This is a genomic window from Micromonospora sp. AKA38, assembly GCF_027925725.1.
In the GTDB taxonomy this organism is placed as follows: domain Bacteria; phylum Actinomycetota; class Actinomycetes; order Mycobacteriales; family Micromonosporaceae; genus Micromonospora.
This window is the reverse complement of sequence record NZ_BNEI01000003.1, coordinates 42,595-60,878: the sequence shown is the minus strand read 5'-3', so window position 1 is coordinate 60,878 and position 18,284 is coordinate 42,595. Positions and strand designations below refer to the sequence as shown.

Below are 18,284 nucleotides of genomic sequence, written 5' to 3'. Positions count from 1 at the left end.
CGGACGGGGGACCACGGGGAGGATCGATGCGGCGAGGAGTCGGCCGGTGGGCCGCGGCTGCGGTGGCGGCACTGCTGGCGGCGGGCACGGTGACCGGGTGCGGCGGCGAGGAACGGCCGGTCCGCGAGGTGGCGGCGGAGCTGCCCACGGCGGGTCCGGTCGAGGAGCCGGCGGAGGCGCCGGCCGACGCGCCGAGCGAGGCGCCGCCGGCGGTCGAGGCGATCGGTGGCAAGCCCAGCCCCAGCGCGAAGGCGAGCGGGAAGCCACGGCCGAAGCCGTCCCGCACGTCGACGGCGCCGTTGGCCCGGCCGAAGCCGCCGACCGAGACGCGGGTGCCGCCGCCCCCGCCGAAGCCGGCGCCCAGCGGCTGCAAGCCCACCCACCGGGGCACCAAGGCGACGCAGAGCCAGGTCAAGGCGGCGCTGGCCGACGCGGCGGCCCGCACCTACTGGCCCACCTCCGCGCCCGACATCCGCGTCCCGTCGGCGCTGATGAAGGCGACCGCCTGGCAGGAGAGCGGCTGGCAGTCGACAATCGTGGCCTGCGACGGCGGCGTCGGGCTGATGCAGGTCATGCCGGCCACCGCGGAGTGGATGAACCAGCGGTTCGAGCAGTCGTACGACATCGACGACTACCGGGACAACGCCTACCTGGGCGGCACCTATCTGGCCTGGTTGACGAAGTACATCGGCGACATGTACTTCGAGTCGGACTACCGGCTGGACGCCTCGCTGTGCACCGCCGAGCTGAACTCCTGCCTGCTCAACGCCGTGATCTCGGCGTACAACTACGGGCACGGCGCGGTGGCCCGGGAGGGGCAGCCGCTGGCGATCCCCAACCCGCAGTACGTCCACAACGTCCGCGAGCTGATGACCAGCTGCGAGTGCCTCGGTTTCTGAGCGGCCCGCGGCGACCGGGCGTCGGCGTGCTGCCGACGCCCGGTCACCTGGTCAGTCCCGCGCGGTGACCGGCTCGGCCGGTGCGTGGGCCGCCTCGGTGGGCGCGTCCGGGTCGCGGGTGATCCGCCCGGGCCACCAGAACCGGTCGCCGAGCAGGAACGCCAGCGCCGGCACCAGCACGGTACGGACGAGCAGCGTGTCCAGCAGCACGCCGACGCAGACGATGATCCCGATCTGGGTGAGCGTGATCAGCGGGAGCACGCCGAGCACCGCGAAGACCGCGGCCAGCAGCACGCCGGCGCTGGTGATGACGCCGCCGGTGACCCGCAGCGCGGACAGCATGCCGTCGCGGGTCCCGGTCCGACGGGCGTCCTCCCGGGCCCGGGTGACCAGGAAGATGTTGTAGTCCACGCCGAGTGCGACCAGGAACACGAACGCCAGCAGCAGCACGCCGCTGTCCAGCGCCGGGAAGCCCAGCACGTGGTCGAAGAGCAGCCAGGCGGCGCCGAGGCTGGCGAAGAACGACGCGATCACGGTCAGCACCAGCAGCAGCGGGGCCAGCAGGCCACGCAGCAGCAGCACCAGCACGGCGCCGACAAGCAGCAGGATGATCGGCAGGATCAGCCGCAGGTCCCTGGTGTTGGCCTGGTCGGAGTCGTAGGTGGCGGCGACCGTGCCGCCGACCAGTGCGCCGTCCGGGGCGTCCGCCCCGGCGACGGTGGGGGGCGCGGAGTCGGGCACGGCGGCGACCGCGTCGCGCAGCGCCGTCACGGCCCGGTCGGAGGCGGCGGTGCCGGGCTCGGCGGTGAGCACCACGTCGACCTGGGCGACCCGGTCCCCGGCGAGGCCGGGCCGGGCCGAGGCGACACCGTCGACCGCGCCGGCGGCGGCGAGCACCGCGGGTGCCGCCTGCGGGTTGGTGAGCACCGCGACCGGCTGCGTGCTGCCGGCCGGGAAGGCGCGGGCGAGCGTCTCCGCGCCGGCGACCGCCTCGGGCCGCTCCCGGAACTGCTCGGTCTCGGACAGGCCGGTGCGGATGCCCAGCCCGCCGAGCGCGAGGCCGGCGAGCAGCAGCGTGGCCAGCACCGCGACCGGCAGGGGCCGGCGGACGACCAGCTCGCCGAGGCGGCCCCAGAGCCGGCCCTCCCGGGCGGCGCTGCCGACGCGCGGAACGAACGGCCAGAACAGGCCCCGGCCGAACAGCACCAGCGCGGCGGGAAGCACGAACAGGGCGGAGAGCATGGCGAACACCACACCGATGGCGCACGCCACCGCGAGTGCCCGGTTGGTCTCCTGCTCGGACAGCAGCAGCGTGAGCACGCCGAGGACGACGGTGCCGCCGCTGGCCAGGATCGGCTCGGCGGTGCGGCGCAGCGCGGCCCGCATGGCGGTGAACCGGTTCTCCTCGCGGCGCAGCTCCTCGCGGTAGCGGGCGATGAGCAGCAGGGCGTAGTCGGTCGCGGCGCCGAAGACCAGCACGCTGGCGATGCCGGTGACCTGGCCGCTGGGCAGGTAGATCCCCAGCGCGGGCACGACGGTCTCGACCGTGCGCAGGGTGAACTGCTCGGCGGCGGCCACCACGAGCAGCGGCACGAGCCACAGGAACGGGCTGCGGTAGGTGATCAGCAGCAGCAGCGCCACGACGGCGGCGGTGACCAGCAGCAGTGTGGTGTCGGCGCCCTGGAAGACCTTGCTCAGGTCGGCGGTGAAGGCGGGACCGCCGGTGACCTCGACGGTCAGGTCGTCGGGCAGGTCGGCCACCGCGTCGCGCACCTTGCCCACCTCGTCGACCACGGCCTGCTGGTCGCCCGCGGTGGACAGCGGCACGGCGACCAGCGCCACGGTGCCGTCGGGGGAGAGCTGGGCGGGGGCGACCCGGCCGCCGACGGCGAGCGGGCCGAGCTTGCCGGCCGCGGCGTCCAGCGCGGACCGGTCGGACGCGCTGAGCGGAGCCCGGTCGGCGCGGCTGACCACGACCAGCGCGGGCTGGGTGTCCCGCGACGGCAACTGGTCCTGGAGGCGCTCGACCTGGGTGGACTGCCACTCGACGGAGAGGCCGGTGGCGGAGACCGGTTCGGGGTTGTCCGGTCGGGGTAACCCGAAGACCACCGCGCCGACGACGAGTGCGGCGGCCACGGTGAGCCAGGCGGCCAGCCGGCCCCGGGCTACGCGGGTGAACAGTGACATCGGATGCCCTCTTGATCCTGCGGGATGATTCTCGCCAGCCGAGTATCTTGATGAGCGAGATTATCCGGCAAGGCTCTATGCTGCAAGCCGGACCGAGGGGATGGCGGCGAGCGGTGACGGGGCACGGCATGTACCGGCGACGGAGCGACCCACGGGGGCGCATGGTCGCGGAGATCACCAACGACCTGCGTCGTTACTCGGCGGACGCCCAGCACGTCGGGCACGCGTTCGCCGGGCTGCACGGGTTGAACCCCACCGATCTCCAGGCGCTGATCGCGGTGATGGAGGCCGAGCTGGTGGGCGAGCCGATCACCCCCGGCCGCCTCGGCGAGGTGCTCAACCTCTCCTCCGGCTCGGTGACCGCGCTCGTCGACCGGCTGGAGCGCGCGGGGCACATCCGGCGCGACCGGGACACCACCGACCGCCGCAAGATCCTCCTGCACTACGCCGACCGCGGCGCGACGCTGGCGCAGAGCTTCTTCGGCCCGCTGGGCCGGCGTACCGACCAGGTGATGGACCGGTTCACCGACGAGGAGTTGGCCGTGGTGCACCGGTTCATGGGCGAGATGGTGCACAGCATGCGGGCGCACCGCGACGAGGTGCGCGCCGCCCGCGGCACCACCACCGAACCGTCCGGCGACCGCTGACCGTGCGGCTCGTCACCCGGCTCGCCGCGGCCGTGCTGCGGCTGCCCGCCGCCCGCGTCGGCCGGGTCACCGTCACCCGGGACGCCCCGGTGCGGGTCCGCGACGGGGTCACCCTGCGCACCGACCACTACGCGCCGGACCTGCCGGGCGCGGCCTGCGTGCTGATCCGTACCCCGTACGGGCGGGGCGGCCCGATGCGGCTGCTCGGTCGCCTGGTCGCCGAACGCGGTCATCACGTGGTGATCCAGTCCTGCCGTGGCACGTACGGCTCCGGCGGCGAGTTCGACCCGCTGGTGCACGAGCGCGACGACGGTCTGGACACGCTCGACTGGCTGCGCCGGCAGCCCTGGTGGACCGGCGTGTTCGGCATGTTCGGCGCCAGCTACCAGGGCTTCGTGCAGTGGGCGGTGGCCGCCGAGGCCGGTGACGAGCTGCGCGCGATGGTCGCCGTGGTGACCGCCTCGGCCACCCGCGACTCGACGTACGCGGGCGAGTCGTTCGCGCTGGACACGGTGCTCACCTGGGCGGAGCTGCTCCAGGCGCAGACCGTGCCCTGGCTGGCCCGGCAGTGGGAACTCAAGCGCGGCCAGCCACGGCTCGTCCGGGCGCTGGCCCACTTGCCGCTGGTCGAGGCGGACCGGGTGGCCACCGGCGTGACCGTGCCGTTCTTCCAGGAGTGGCTGCGCCACCACACGCCGGGCGCGGACTACTGGCGAGCCCGGGTCTTCGGCGACCGGATCACCGAGGTGCGGGCGCCGGTCGCGATGGTCAGCGGCTGGCAGGACATCTTCCTCCCGGCCCAGCTCGACGACTACGCCCGGCTGCGCGCCACCGGCGCCCGGCCACGGCTGACCGTCGGCCCGTGGACCCACGGCAGTCCGGGTCTGCTGGTCGCGGCGCTGCGCGAGGGGCTGGACTGGTTCGACGAGCACCTGGCCGGTCGACCGGCGTCCCCCGGCGCGGAGGTGGCGCGCGCGCCGGTGCGGGTGCACGTGGGCGGCGTCGGGGGCGGGTGGCGTGACCTGCCCGACTGGCCGCCGCCCGGCACGCCGACGCGCTGGCACCTGCGTCCGGGTGGTGGCCTGTCGCCCGCCCCGCCGGTGGGCGGCCCGCCGGACCGGATCCGGTACGACCCGGCCGACCCGACCCCGTCGCTGGGCGGCCCGCTGCTGGTGGCCCAGCGGGCGGGCGCGGTGGACAACCGGCCGGTGGAGTCCCGCCCGGACGTGCTGACCTACACCGGTGAGCCGCTCGACGACCCGGTCGAGGTGATCGGGCCGGTGCACGCCGAGATCCACCTGCGCAGCGAGCTGTCCTACCTGGACGTGTTCGTGCGGCTGTGCGACGTGGACCGGCGCGGCCGGTCCTGGAACGTCTGCGACGGCCTGGTCCGCGTCGAACCGGGCCGGTTCCCGGCCGGCGCGTCGGGCGTGGTGCGGGTGCCGGTCACGCTCTGGCCGACCGCGTACCGGTTCGCGTCGGGGCACCGGCTGCGCCTCCAGGTCTCCGGCGGCGCCCACCCGCGCTGGGCGCGCAATCCCGGCACCGGGGAGCCGCTCGGCACTGCTGTCACGCTGCGTGCGGGATGGCGCGAGGTGGTGCATGATCCCGAGCATCCCTCGGTGTTGCTGCTGCCGGTCGCGCGGCTCGACGGATAGTCACCAATAACGTCTTTGAGCTGGGCATTCCTGCCAATGAGGGATAGGCTTCCCGCAAGTGCCCGTTGCTGTGCAGCCATCCGGCAGGGGCGCGTCCGCAGATCTCAAGCCATCACACGTAGTGATGATCGCTCCCTTGTCGACATCGCTCGAAAGGGGATCCGCCATGACGTCGGCTCCGGCGAACCTGCTGGCCGTCCGCAGCCTGTTACTCACCTACCTCAACGTCGACAAGAACGTCGTCCGGGATCAGGATCTCGAGCCGGCGGAGGTCGGCATCGTCGGTGATCCCAGCCACCGGGGCGGCTACCACTGCGGCTCGGACCGGGTGGTGACCAACGACTACTCGGTGGTGGAGTCCACCCGGGACCGTTCCGGGCTGACCCTGTACGCGTCCGCGTTGGACGTCGGCACGTTCTCGGTCCGCTCCGGCGGCGCCACCCACACGTTGCGCACGTTCTCCACCTGGCTGGTGGCGCAGTGCGCGGCGAACGCGGCCGACACCCGGGACATCCGGGAGGTCATCTACTCCGCGGACGGCCGCACCGTGCGGCGCTGGGACCGGCTGGGTCGGCGCACCAGCGGCGACAGCAGCCACCTCTACCACACCCACATCAGCTTCTTCCGCGACTCGACCAGGGCGGGCCGGGACCAGACCCCGTTGTTCCGCCGCTACCTCACCGCCATCGGGCTGATCGCCCCAGTGACACCGGAGGACGACATGGAACAGACCGACAAACTCGTCGGGAACACCGGCTCGACCAGCCGTACGGTCGGCGACGTGCTGGCCGACCTGCAGAACCTGCGTAACTGGCTGATCTCGCCGGTCAACACGGTCGGGTTGGTCAACCCGCCGCTGGCGAACTCCCCGCTCCAGCAGATGCTGGCGATGCTGCGGGCCTGGCCGGCGCTCGTGGCGCAGGTGACCGAGCTGTCCGGCAGGGACTTCACCGACGAGCAGCAGATCGTCACCGGCGTGCTCGCCGGGCTGCCGCCGGAGAAGATCGCCGAGGCCATCCCGCCGCAGATCGCCCGCGACGTCGCCGACGAGCTGTCCCGGCGGCTGACCGCCTGACCCGGCCGCGCCGCGACGACTGCCGCGTCGCGGCGTCGGGCATTCGGCAACAGTCATTGCGCAACAGCTCTTGCGAATGTCAGAGCGTCCCGGCCCGGCCGTGACCGCCCCGGCCGGCGCCTCCGCGCCGCCCGCGGTCGCGCCGTCCGGCGGCCTGTTCCGGCACCGCGACTTCCGGCTGCTCTGGACCGGCCACACCGTCAGTGCGGTGGGCAGCAACATGACCGCCGTGGCGTTGCCGCTGGTCGCCGTGGCGGTGCTCGACGCCAGCACGTTCCAGGTGGCGGTGCTGACCGCCGCCGCCTGGCTGCCCTGGCTGCTGGCCGGCCTGCCGGTCGGAGCGTGGGTCGACCGGGTCCGTCGTCGGCCCGTGATGATCGCCGCCGACCTGGTCGCCGCCGCGTTGTTCGCCGGCGTCCCGGTCGCCGCGCTGCTCGACCTGCTCACCGTCGGGCACCTGCTGGTCGTGGCGCTCGGCGCCGGCCTGGCCCGGGTCTTCTTCGAGACCGCCGACCAGGTCTACCTGCCCACCCTGCTGCCGCCCGAGCAGGTGCCCCCGGCCAACGCCCGGCTGCACGCCACCCAGACCGCGAGCTACCTGCTAGGCCCCGGACTGGCCGGGCTGATCGCCCAGCTCGCCGGCGCGGTGACCGCGGTGGCGCTGGACGCGGTGAGCTTCCTGGCGTCCGCGCTGTGCCTGCACCGCATCCGCGCGGTCGAGCCACATCCGCGCCGGGCCGCCGGGACGGTGTCCCTGCGCCGGGACGTGGCCGACGGGCTGCGCTTCGTCACCCGGGACCCGTACCTGCGGGTGCTGACCGTCTTCGGCGCGGCGAGCAACATCGGGCTCACCGGCTACCAGGCGGTGCTGGTCGTCTTCCTGGTCCGCTCGGCCGGGCTGCCGCCCGGCCTGGTCGGTCTCCTGATCGGCCTGGCCAGCGTCGGCGGGGTCGTCGGCGCGGCGCTGGCCGCCCGGCTGGCCCGGCGGCTCGGCACCGCCCGCGCGCTGCTGCTCGCCGGCGCGCTCACCGGGCCGCCCGCGCTGCTGATCCCACTTGCCGGCCCCGGCGCGCGGGTGGCCTGGCTGGTGCTCGGCGGCGCGCTGGTGAGCCTGGGCGTGGCGGTCGGCAACGTGGTCAAGGGCAGCTTCCGGCAGACGTACACGCCGCACCGGCTGCTCGGCCGCGTCACCGTGAGCATGCACCTGCTCAACTACGGCACCATCCCGCTCGCCGCGCTGCTGGCCGGCATGCTGGGCGCCGCCTGGGGGCCGGCGGGCGCGATCCGGCTGATGACCGCCTGGCTGGCGCTCACCCCGTTGATCCTGCTGATCGGGCCGCTACGCCGGCGACATGAGCTGCCGGCGGCACCCGCCTGACGACGCGCTGCGGCGGCGGTCGGAGCCCGACCGCCGCCACCGGCACTACGTCACATCGGACGGACGTTGTCCGCCTGCGGGCCCTTCTGGCCCTGCGTCACCTCGAACTCGACCTTCTGGCCCTCGTTCAGCTCGCGGTAGCCGCCGCTCTGGATGGCCGAGTAGTGGACGAACACGTCCGGGCCTCCGCCGTCCTGCTCGATGAAGCCGAAGCCCTTTTCCGAGTTGAACCACTTGACCGTGCCGGTTGCCATGCGTCTCTCCCTGTTCAATGCGGGTGAGCACCGACCCGCGGTCGGTGATCGCCCCTGTACCTCCTCGACAGTAACCGCCCGAACCCGGATCCGCTGGCGGAAGTGCCGGCGTGGCTCACGAATACCTGCGAACCGGAAACCCTCCCCGACCCGACCCGGGGCACGGCATGCTTGCCCGGATGAGCACAACAACGGCGCTTGCCGACCTGGAACGGGAGATCACGGCGCCCGGTGCGGGCCCCGACCGCCTGCGCCTGGTGGCCACGCCGTTCGTGCCCGAGGTGCGGCTGCACCTGGCCGAGGACGCGATCCTGTGGTGGGCGCGGATGGAGGCCGCCGCCGGGCGGTCGCTCCCACCGCCGTACTGGGCCTCGGTCTGGGCCGGTGGGCAGGCGCTGGCCCGGCACCTGCTCGACCACCCCGAACTCGCCGCCGGGCGGCGCGTGCTCGACCTGGGCGCCGGGTCCGGGCTGGTCGCCATCGCCGCCGCGCTCGCCGGGGCCGACCGGGTGGTCGCCAACGACGTCGACCCGTACGCGGTGGCCGCCGTCACCGTCAACGCGCGGGCGAACCGGGTCCGGGTGGCCGTCGACGGCGACGACCTGCTCGACGGGGTGGCCGGTGTCGACCTGCTGGTCGCCGGCGACGCCCTCTACGACGCCGAGCTGGCCGCGCGGATGCTGCCCTACCTGCGACGTTGCGCGGACCAGGGCGTCGAGGTGCTGGTCGGCGACCCGGACCGGGGCCACCTGCCGCCGGCCGGGCTGGAACTGGTGGCCAGCTACCCGGTGCCCACCACCGAGCCCTCGGTCGACTCCCCGGTACGCCGGGTCCAGGTGCTGCGCCCCCGCTGACCCTCGGGGATCGTCCGGAGATGATCTCCGGGGCGGCTGGGGGATCACGCCCGATGTGCCGGGTGGTCGGCCGGGCATAGCGTGCTCGGCATGACGGCCCCGCTGATCCGGTTCGGGCAACCGCCCACCACCCCGCTGACGGGCCTGCTGGGCGTGGTGATGCTCGCGGACGGCGTACCCCTGCTCGGGCTGCTGGTGCCCGGCGACGCCGCGACCCTGGCGGCGGTCGGCGCGGGCCGGCCGGCCGGCGGCGCGGCGACCGGCTGACCGGGTCGGGTCCGGCCGCCACGGGGGAGGCCGGACCCGGCGCGGGTCACCAGCCGCGGGCCCGCCACTGCGGCACGGCGGGCCGCTCGGCGCCGAGCGTGCTGTCCTTGCCGTGACCCGGGTAGAACCAGGTCTCGTCCGGCAGCCGCTCGAAGAGCTTCGCCTCGACGTCGTCGATGAGCCGGCCGAACCGCTCCGGGTCCTGGTCGGTGTTGCCGACCCCACCGGGGAAGAGCGAGTCCCCGGTGAAGAGGTGCGGGGTGCCGGACGGGTCGCGGTGGAGGAGCGCGATCGACCCCGGCGTGTGCCCGCGCAGGTGGATCACCTCCAGCTCGCAGTCGCCGACCCGGACCGTGTCGCCCTCGTGCAGCGGCTCGGCGGCGATCGGCAGGCCCTCGGCGTCGTCGGCGTGCACCAGCGCGCGGGCGCCGGTCTTCGCGACCACCTCCTCCAGCGCGACCCAGTGGTCCATGTGCCGGTGGGTGGTCACCACCGTCGCCAGCCCGCCGTCGCCGACCAGCTCCAGCAGCCGGGGCGCCTCGTTGGCGGCGTCGATCAGCGCCTGCTCGCCGGTGGCGCGGCAGCGCAGCAGGTAGGCGTTGTTGTCCATCGGGCCCACCGACAGCTTGGTCACGGTGAGCCGGTCGAGTTCGCGCACGGCCGGCGGGCCGCCGGGCGTGACGTCTCCGGTGTAGGTCATGACGGGGTTCAGATCCATTCCGGTGGGTTCGGCAGGGGGCCGTCGGGATCGACGGTGAGCAGCTCGCCCGTGCCCCGGCCGGTCAGCCAGGCGGCGAGTTCCGGCGCGGGGCCGGTGATCGTGGGCGCGCCCTCGGGGTCGCCCACGACGAGGTCGCGCGCCGGGCCGTCGGGCCGCAGCAGCATGGCCGGCGCGGTCGGGTCGTCGGCCAGCCCGGTGGCCACCTCGTGCAGCAGCCGCTGGGCGAACGCCTCCGGCCAGTCCGCCGGCCGGTAGCCGGCAGCCAGGTCGACGTGGTGCACCTCGATCTCGCGCAGCCGGGCCCAGACCAGCAGCGCCGCCGGCCACGGCCCGCGCCGGGTCTGCACCGTGGCGCCCCACGCCCCGGGCGGCATCTCCGCCACCGCCACGTCGAAGCGCTGGCCGCTGCGACGCAGGTCGTCCAGGAGGTCGGCCGGGCCGCGCCCGGCGCCCGCCTCGATGTCGGCGTTCCGTGCCTCGACCGAGGCGTACATCGGGATGTCCGCGCCGGTGCGCGCGGCGGTGAGCAGGTTGACGAACCCGTCGGCGTTGCGGGCCAGGTGGGTGAGCACGTGCGCGCGGGTCCACCCCGGCAGCAACGACGGCGCCGCGACGTCCGCGGCGGCCAGGTCGGTCACGGTACGCAGCAGCCGGTCGTTCGCCTCGGCCAGCTCGCCGGTCAGCAGCAGGGGGTCAGTCGTCATCGGGTTCGACAGTAGCGGCCCGGCCCGCGCCGCGCCGCCGGGGAAATCGCTTTCGGCGCGTCGCCGCGCGTCCTACCGTCGGGGCCGACGGCTTCACGCCGTGACGCCGGGAGTCGGAGGGAGGTGGTGCGCATGCCGGTCCCCGCGCGTGTGTCCGCCCTGATCCCACGACCCCGATGAGGACGCCATGACCCTCGACCTGACCGCCCTCGGCTGGGACGCCGACTGGGCGACCCACCTCGATCGACGCGCCGACCACCGACCCGGGCGGGTGGCCCGGGTGGACCGCGGCGTGTGCACCGTGCTGCGCCCGGAGGGGCCGGTACGGGCGAGCCTCGGCGGCGGCGTGCTCGCCGCCGCGGCCCGTGACCTGACCGCGTTGCCCTGCGCCGGTGACTGGGTGCTGCTGGCCACCTGGCCGGACGGCCCGGTCACCGTGGAGGCGGTGCTGCCGCGGCGCACCGCGCTGGTGCGGCGTACCGCCGGCAAGGACGCCAGCGGCCAGGTGCTGGCCGCCAACCTCGACACCGCCGCGGTGATCGAGGCGGTGCACCCGGCGCCGGACGCCGCCCGGATCGAGCGCCTGCTCTCCCTCGTCCACGAGTCCGGCGCCGAGCCGCTGGTGGTGCTCACCAAGGCCGACCTGGCCGCGGACCCGGCCGCGGTGGCCCGGCAGCTCGCCGAGCTGGCCCCGGGGGTGCCGGTGCTGCCGGTCAGCGCCGAGCGCGGCACCGGCCTGGCGCCGCTGCGCCGGCACGTCGCGCCGGGGCGCACGCTGGGCCTGCTCGGCCCGTCCGGGGCGGGCAAGTCGAGCCTGGTCAACGCGTTGGCCGGGGCTGCCGTGATGCCCACCCAGGCGATCCGCCGGGTGGACGGCAAGGGCCGGCACACCACCACCTGGCGGGCACTGGTGCCGGTCCCGGGCGGGGGCGCGGTGCTGGACACTCCCGGCGTCCGGGCGGTCGGCCTGCTGGACGGCGCCACCGGCCTGGACCGGGCGTTCGCCGACATCGCCGAGCTGGCCACCGGCTGCCGGTACGCCGACTGCGCGCACGACGCCGAGCCGGCCTGCGCGGTGCGGGACGCGCTGGACAGCGGCGCGTTGCCGGCCCGCCGCTGGGAGAGCTGGCGCCGGTTGCAGCGGGAGCTGGCGTACGAGAGCGGTCGTCGCGCGGCCCGGGTGGCCGCCGAGCGGCGGGGCGGCTGGCGCGGTGGGCGGCGACGCACCGGGCGTCCGGCGACGCCGCCCACTCCCGGCGCCCTCTGAACTGGGGGAATGTCCGCGCACCGGAAGTTGTCACACCTCGGGGCTAGAGTTGCCGGGGCGCTTTCCCTGCGCTTCGGTGACTGGGGAAATCACCCAGACACCTCGTGAAATCCACCCAGACCCGTCGTCTGGTGAACAGATCCGCCTCACATTCTTCTTCCGGGAGCACACGCACCGTGGCCGACCGTCTGATCATCCGTGGCGCGCGCGAGCACAACCTGCGTGACGTCAGTCTCGACCTGCCCCGGGACGCCCTGATCGTCTTCACCGGGCTCTCCGGCTCGGGCAAGTCCAGCCTGGCGTTCGACACCATCTTCGCCGAGGGGCAGCGCCGTTACGTCGAGTCACTGTCGTCGTACGCCCGGCAGTTCCTCGGCCAGATGGACAAGCCCGACGTCGACTTCATCGAGGGCCTCAGCCCCGCCGTCTCCATCGACCAGAAGTCCACCTCGCGCAACCCGCGCTCCACCGTCGGCACCATCACCGAGGTCTACGACTACCTCCGGCTGCTCTTCGCCCGCATCGGCGAGCCGCACTGCCCGGTCTGCGGCGAGCGGATCTCCAAGCAGAGCCCGCAGCAGATCGTCGACCGGGTCCTCGCGATGGCCGAGGGCACCCGGTTCATGGTGCTCGCGCCGGTGGTGCGGGGTCGCAAGGGCGAGTACGTCGACCTCTTCGCCGAACTCCAGGCCAAGGGCTACGCCCGGGCCCGGGTCGACGGCGTGGTGCACCCGCTGACCGAGCCGCCCAAGCTCAAGAAGCAGGAGAAGCACACCATCGAGGTGGTCATCGACCGGCTCAGCGTGAAGCCGAGCGCCAAGCAGCGGCTGACCGACTCGGTCGAGGCCGCGCTCGGCCTCTCCGACGGCCTGGTGCTGCTCGACTTCGTCGACCTGGCCGAGGACGACCCGGCCCGGGAGCGCCGCTACTCCGAGCACCTGGCCTGCCCGAACGACCACCCGCTCGCGATCGAGGACCTGGAACCCCGGGTCTTCTCCTTCAACGCGCCCTACGGCGCCTGCCCGGAGTGCACCGGCCTGGGCACCAAGAAGGAGGTCGACCCCGAGCTGATCATCCCGGACCCGGAGCGCACGCTGCGCGAGGGCGCGATCCAGCCCTGGGCCACCGGGCACAACCTGGAATACTTCCTGCGCCTGCTGGAGGCGCTCGGCGAGAGCCAGCACTTCGACGTCGACACGCCGTGGCGCGCGTTGCCGTCGCGGGCGCAGAAGACCATCCTGCACGGCTCCGACGACCAGGTCCACGTCCGCTACCGCAACAAGTACGGTCGGGAGCGCTCCTACTACACCGGCTTCGAGGGCGTGGTGCAGTGGATCGAGCGCAGGCACACCGACACCGAGTCCGAGTGGTCCCGCGACAAGTACGAGGGGTACATGCGGGACGTGCCGTGCGCGGCCTGCGGCGGCGCCCGGCTCAAGCCGGAGGTGCTCGCGGTCACGCTGGCCGGCAAGAGCATCGCCGAGGTCTGCAACCTCTCCGTGGGCGAGGCGGCCGACCTGCTCGCCGGCATCGAGTTGACCGACCGGCAGAAGATGATCGCCGAGCGCGTGCTCAAGGAGATCAACGCCCGGCTGAAGTTCCTGCTCGACGTCGGTCTGGACTACCTGTCCCTGGACCGGCCGGCGGGCACGCTCTCCGGCGGCGAGGCGCAGCGCATCCGGCTCGCCACCCAGATCGGCTCCGGTCTGGTCGGCGTGCTCTACGTGCTCGACGAGCCGTCGATCGGCCTGCACCAGCGGGACAACCACCGGCTCATCGAGACGCTGCTGCGGCTGCGCGGCCTGGGCAACACGCTGATCGTGGTCGAGCACGACGAGGACACCATCCGGGTGGCCGACTGGATCGTCGACATCGGCCCGGGCGCGGGCGAGCACGGCGGCAAGATCGTGCACAGCGGCTCGGTGCCGGCGCTGCTCGACAACGAGGAGTCGGTCACCGGCGCCTACCTGGCCGGTCGCCGGGCCATCCCGACGCCGGCCACCCGCCGTCCGCAGACGCCGGGCCGGGAGCTGGTGGTGCACGGCGCGCGCGAGCACAACCTGCGCAACCTCACCGTCAGCTTCCCGCTGGGCCAGCTCATCGCGGTCACCGGGGTCAGCGGCTCGGGCAAGTCGACGCTCGTCAACGACATCCTCTACACGGTCCTCGCCAACCAGATCAACGGCGCCCGGCTGGTGCCCGGCCGGCACACCCGGATCACCGGCCTGGAGCACGTGGACAAGGTCGTCGGCGTGGACCAGTCACCGATCGGGCGCACCCCGCGCTCCAACCCGGCCACCTACACCGGCGTCTGGGACCACGTCCGCAAGCTCTTCGCCGAGACCACCGAGGCCAAGGTCCGGGGGTACGGTCCGGGCCGGTTCTCGTTCAACGTCAAGGGCGGGCGCTGCGAGGCGTGCTCCGGCGACGGCACCATCAAGATCGAGATGAACTTCCTGCCGGACGTCTACGTCCCCTGCGAGGTGTGCAAGGGCGCGCGGTACAACCGCGAGACGCTCGAGGTGCACTACAAGGGCCGCACCGTCGCCGAGGTGCTGGACATGCCGATCGAGGAGGCGGCCGAGTTCTTCTCCGCCATCCCGGCCATCCACCGGCACCTCAAGACGCTCGTCGACGTCGGCCTGGGCTACGTGCGTCTCGGCCAGCCCGCGCCGACGCTCTCCGGCGGCGAGGCGCAGCGCGTGAAGCTCGCCTCCGAGCTGCAGAAGCGCTCCACCGGGCGGACGGTCTACGTGCTCGACGAGCCCACCACCGGCCTGCACTTCGAGGACATCCGCAAGCTGCTCATGGTGCTGGAGGGCCTGGTCGACAAGGGCAACACGGTGATCACGATCGAGCACAACCTCGACGTGATCAAGACGGCCGACTGGCTCATCGACATGGGCCCGGAGGGCGGTCACCGAGGCGGCACGGTTCTCGCCACCGGCACCCCGGAGGAGGTCGCCGAGGTGTCCGAGAGCCACACCGGCGAGTTCCTGCGGCCGATCCTCAAGCTGGCCGGCGACGCCAAGGGCGCCAAGGCGGCCACCACCCGGGCGGCCAAGGCCAACGGCGCCACCAAGTCGCGGGCCCGTAAGGTGCCGGCGGGGGCACGCTGACCGACGCGTACGCGCGGACGGGCCGGACCCGGCCCGTCCGTGCTGGCCGACGCGGGCCCGGACGGGCCGCCACGGCTGGTCCGGTCGCGGGATACGCGGTTCGTGACGCGCCGGTATGAACCGCGCGCCACCCTGGTGCGTGTACCGCAGTGTGGCCACGGATCATGAACCGGTGGCGACAGCCGAGAGAGAGGCCGGAGATGACTGACGACCAGGTGCCGACCGGACCGGTCACCCAGAGCCGTCGGGCCCTGCTCGCGGGCGCCGGCGCGGTCGGCGCGGCCGTGGTGCTGGCGGGCTGCGGCGACGACGACGCCACCCCGGGAGCGGCCCCGACCAGCGGCGGACCGCCCGGCGCCAGCGCCACCGGCGACGCCGGCGGCGGCAACCGGGACAGCAGCGGTCCGCTGGCCCGCACCACCGACATCCCGGTCGGCGGCGGCGCGGTGTACGCCAGCAAGGGCGTGGTGATCACCCAGCCCGAGGCGGGCCAGTTCAAGGGCTTCGACCCGATCTGTACGCACCAGGGCTGCCCGGTGTCGAACGTCGACGGCGGCACCATCAACTGCACCTGCCACAACAGCCGGTTCTCGATCAGCGACGGGTCGGTGAAGGCGGGCCCGGCCACGAAGCCGCTCGCGGCCAAGGAGATCAAGGTCAGCGGCGACCAGATCACGCTGGCCTGACCGGGCGTCGCGCCCCGCCGGCCGGGCGGGGCGCGGCGACGGTGGGGTGTCGGGGGTGCGGACTACGCTTGGCGCGTGGCTGACCCCTCGACCTACCGTCCCGCGACCGGCACCATCCCGGAGTCACCAGGGGTCTACCGGTTCCGCGACGGCACCGGCCGGGTGATCTACGTGGGCAAGGCGCGCAACCTGCGCAGCCGGCTCAACTCCTACTTCGCCGATCCGGTCAACCTGCACCAGCGCACCCGGCAGATGGTCTTCACCGCCGAGTCGGTCGACTGGATCACCGTCGCCACCGAGGTGGAGGCGCTCCAGCAGGAATACACCTGGATCAAGCAGTACGACCCGAGGTTCAACGTCCGCTACCGCGACGACAAGTCCTACCCCTACCTCGCGGTCACGCTCGACGAGGAATACCCGCGCCTCCAGGTGATGCGCGGCGCGAAGCGCAAGGGGGTGCGCTACTTCGGGCCGTACTCGCACGCCTGGGCCATCCGCGAGACGCTCGACCTGCTGCTCCGGGTCTTCCCGGCCCGCACCTGCTCATCCGGGGTGTTCAAGCGGGCCGGCCAGGTCGGCCGGCCCTGCCTGCTGGGTTACATCGGCAAGTGCTCGGCGCCGTGCGTCGGCACCGTCACCGCCGAACGGCACCGGGAGATCGTCACCGGCTTCTGCGACTTCATGGCCGGCCGGACCGACACCATGGTCCGCCGGCTGGAGAAGGAGATGCTCGACGCCAGCGAGCAGTTGGAGTTCGAGCGCGCCGCCCGGTTGCGCGACGACGTGGCCGCGCTGCGCCGGGCCATGGAGAAGCAGACAGTGGTGCTCGGCGACGGCACCGACGCCGACGTGGTGGCGTTCGCCGACGACCCCCTCGAAGCCGCGGTGCAGGTCTTCCACGTCCGCGACGGCCGGGTGCGCGGCCAGCGCGGCTGGGTGGTGGAGAAGACCGAGGAGCTGACCACCGGCGACCTCGTGCACCACTTCTGCACCCAGGTCTACGGCGGCGAGCAGGGCGAGGCCGACGTCCCACGGGAGCTGCTCGTCCCCGAGCTGCCCGGTGACGCCGACGCGCTCGCCGACTGGCTCTCCACCCGCCGGGGGAGCCGGGTCTCGCTGCGGGTGCCCCAGCGCGGCGACAAGCGGTCGTTGCTGGAGACCGTCGAGCGCAACGCGAAGGACGCGTTGACCCGGCACAAGCTCAAGCGCGCCGGTGACCTGACCACCCGCGGTCAGGCCCTCGACGAGATCGCCGAAGCGCTCGACATGCGGACGTCGCCGTTGCGCATCGAGTGTTTCGACGTCTCCCAGATCCAGGGCACCGACGTGGTCGCCAGCATGGTGGTGTTCGAGGACGGGCTGCCCCGCAAGAACGAGTACCGCCGATTCATCGTGCGCGGCGCCACCGACGACCTGTCCGCCATGTCCGAGGTGCTGCGCCGGCGCTTCGCCCGCTACCTCGACGCCCGCGCCGAGACCGGGGAACTGGGCGAGGAGACCGCCGCCGACCCCGACCGCCCCGGCATCGACCCGACCACCGGGCGACCGCGCCGGTTCGCGTACCCGCCGCAGCTCGTGGTGGTCGACGGCGGCCCGCCGCAGGTGGCCGCCGCCGCGAAGGCTCTCGCCGAGCTGGGCATCGACGACGTGGCGTTGTGCGGGCTGGCCAAGCGGCTGGAGGAGGTCTGGCTGCCCGACGACGAGTTCCCGGTGATCCTGCCGCGCACCTCGGAGGCGCTCTACCTGCTGCAACGGGTCCGCGACGAGGCCCACCGCTTCGCCATCACGTTCCACCGCCAGCGGCGTTCCAAGCGGATGACCGAGTCGGCGCTCGACAACGTCCCCGGCCTGGGCGAGGTCCGTCGCAAGGCGCTGCTGCGGCACTTCGGTTCGCTGAAGCGGCTGTCCGGGGCCACGGTCGAGGAGATCACCGAGGTGCCCGGCGTCGGCCGACGTACCGCCGAGGCGATCCTCGCCGCCCTCGACAGCGACCCCGCCACCGCCCCGTCCTGACCGCCGCCCTCCCACAGCCTGTTGATCAAGGGGTTGACGTCACCGCGGCGAGCGGCTGGCACACCAACCCCTTGATCACGGCCGCACCCCGCCCGGCCTGCCCGTGTCCGGGCCGGCCCCACCTGTGCCCGGCTCGGCAACCCGGTCCTCCGGTGATCATGAAGTTGGCTGCCGTGCTGTCGGCATGTCGGCCTGCCAACTTCATGATCGACGGGGTAACCCGGTGGGGTGTGGATGCTTCATTCGGGAGATTCTCGCTTTATGGGATGATTGTTCTGAATGGCGGGAACGGTGGAGATCTTGGAGCGTTTCGGCCCCCGGAGGGGCCGTTCGGTACCAAGATCTCCCGGCGCTCGGTTCGGGCAGGCTCACCCAGGGGGGCCGTCTGGGTGGGGGTGTCGGGTTTGGGTCGGTGTGGGGTGGTCGGGGTCACCGGCTCGGGGGAATCGGGGCCGGGGGCGGGGTGTTATACCTGGCAGACCGCGTGGAGCCCGGCCCCCGGGCAGCTGGCAGCCCCGGTCGGAATGACCGGCCACCGGCCGTCGTTACATCCCC

The 18,284-nt window shown here is 73.5% G+C and carries 14 protein-coding genes and 1 pseudogene; 11 read left to right on the top strand and 4 right to left on the bottom strand.

The window, feature by feature from the left end; genetic code table 11:
* Positions 1–26: 26 nt before the first annotated feature.
* Positions 27–899, top strand: coding sequence for a transglycosylase SLT domain-containing protein (locus tag TPA0908_RS08665; RefSeq protein WP_281936395.1), 873 nt, complete (start codon positions 27–29; stop codon positions 897–899).
* A 51-nt stretch (positions 900–950) separates the two neighbouring features.
* On the opposite strand, the gene TPA0908_RS08660 is transcribed toward TPA0908_RS08665, so the two are convergent.
* Positions 951–3,086 (bottom strand): MMPL family transporter, encoded by a 2,136-nt coding sequence (locus TPA0908_RS08660; protein WP_281936394.1) that lies wholly within the window; start codon positions 3,084–3,086, stop codon positions 951–953.
* 128 nt (positions 3,087–3,214) lie between these two features.
* Here TPA0908_RS08660 and TPA0908_RS08655 point away from each other — a divergent pair, with 128 nt between their 5' ends.
* The 4 genes from TPA0908_RS08655 (at position 3,215) to TPA0908_RS08640 (ending at position 7,844) form a co-directional block, all read left to right on the top strand.
* Complete coding sequence (locus TPA0908_RS08655; RefSeq protein WP_281938486.1) at positions 3,215–3,733, top strand: MarR family winged helix-turn-helix transcriptional regulator; 519 nt, start codon at positions 3,215–3,217, stop codon at positions 3,731–3,733.
* 2 nt (positions 3,734–3,735) lie between these two features.
* Positions 3,736–5,391 carry a CocE/NonD family hydrolase gene (locus TPA0908_RS08650; protein ID WP_374709189.1) on the top strand — a complete coding sequence of 552 codons (1,656 nt, stop codon included), beginning with the start codon at positions 3,736–3,738 and terminating at the stop codon, positions 5,389–5,391.
* A 166-nt stretch (positions 5,392–5,557) separates the two neighbouring features.
* Positions 5,558–6,466 carry a hypothetical protein gene (locus TPA0908_RS08645; protein ID WP_281936392.1) on the top strand — a complete coding sequence of 303 codons (909 nt, stop codon included), beginning with the start codon at positions 5,558–5,560 and terminating at the stop codon, positions 6,464–6,466.
* A 76-nt stretch (positions 6,467–6,542) separates the two neighbouring features.
* On the top strand, positions 6,543–7,844 hold the full coding sequence (locus tag TPA0908_RS08640; RefSeq protein ID WP_281936390.1) for an MFS transporter: 1,302 nt from the start codon (positions 6,543–6,545) through the stop codon (positions 7,842–7,844).
* A 50-nt stretch (positions 7,845–7,894) separates the two neighbouring features.
* On the opposite strand, the gene TPA0908_RS08635 is transcribed toward TPA0908_RS08640, so the two are convergent.
* Positions 7,895–8,098: a cold-shock protein gene (locus TPA0908_RS08635; RefSeq protein WP_091059998.1), complete on the bottom strand. Its 204-nt coding sequence runs from the start codon at positions 8,096–8,098 to the stop codon at positions 7,895–7,897.
* Between the two features lie 179 nt (positions 8,099–8,277).
* Between TPA0908_RS08635 and TPA0908_RS08630 the strand changes: the two genes are divergently transcribed.
* Positions 8,278–8,952, top strand: coding sequence for a class I SAM-dependent methyltransferase (locus TPA0908_RS08630; protein ID WP_281936387.1), 675 nt, complete (start codon positions 8,278–8,280; stop codon positions 8,950–8,952).
* Positions 8,953–9,042: 90 nt separating this feature from the next.
* Positions 9,043–9,210, top strand: a pseudogene (locus TPA0908_RS08625) (DedA family protein); the annotation flags it as partial.
* 55 nt (positions 9,211–9,265) lie between these two features.
* On the opposite strand, the gene TPA0908_RS08620 reads toward TPA0908_RS08625, so the two are convergent.
* Together TPA0908_RS08620 and TPA0908_RS08615 are read right to left on the bottom strand one after the other, a co-directional pair.
* Positions 9,266–9,919 carry an MBL fold metallo-hydrolase gene (locus TPA0908_RS08620; protein ID WP_281936384.1) on the bottom strand — a complete coding sequence of 218 codons (654 nt, stop codon included), beginning with the start codon at positions 9,917–9,919 and terminating at the stop codon, positions 9,266–9,268.
* Positions 9,920–9,927: 8 nt separating this feature from the next.
* Positions 9,928–10,644 (bottom strand): maleylpyruvate isomerase family mycothiol-dependent enzyme, encoded by a 717-nt coding sequence (locus tag TPA0908_RS08615; RefSeq protein WP_281936383.1) that lies wholly within the window; start codon positions 10,642–10,644, stop codon positions 9,928–9,930.
* Positions 10,645–10,831: 187 nt separating this feature from the next.
* On the opposite strand from TPA0908_RS08615, the gene rsgA reads away from it, so the two are divergent.
* The 4 genes from rsgA to uvrC all read left to right on the top strand — a co-directional run bounded on the left by rsgA (position 10,832) and on the right by uvrC (position 17,729).
* Positions 10,832–11,911: a ribosome small subunit-dependent GTPase A gene (rsgA, locus tag TPA0908_RS08610; protein ID WP_281936382.1), complete on the top strand. Its 1,080-nt coding sequence runs from the start codon at positions 10,832–10,834 to the stop codon at positions 11,909–11,911.
* 176 nt (positions 11,912–12,087) lie between these two features.
* Positions 12,088–15,030, top strand: coding sequence for an excinuclease ABC subunit UvrA (gene uvrA / locus TPA0908_RS08605; protein WP_281936381.1), 2,943 nt, complete (start codon positions 12,088–12,090; stop codon positions 15,028–15,030).
* A gap of 200 nt (positions 15,031–15,230) precedes the next feature.
* Entirely contained in the window at positions 15,231–15,716 is a 486-nt protein-coding gene (locus TPA0908_RS08600) for a Rieske (2Fe-2S) protein (protein ID WP_281936379.1), read from the top strand.
* Between the two features lie 75 nt (positions 15,717–15,791).
* Positions 15,792–17,729: an excinuclease ABC subunit UvrC gene (gene uvrC / locus TPA0908_RS08595; protein ID WP_281936377.1), complete on the top strand. Its 1,938-nt coding sequence runs from the start codon at positions 15,792–15,794 to the stop codon at positions 17,727–17,729.
* The last annotated feature ends 555 nt before the right edge of the window (positions 17,730–18,284 follow it).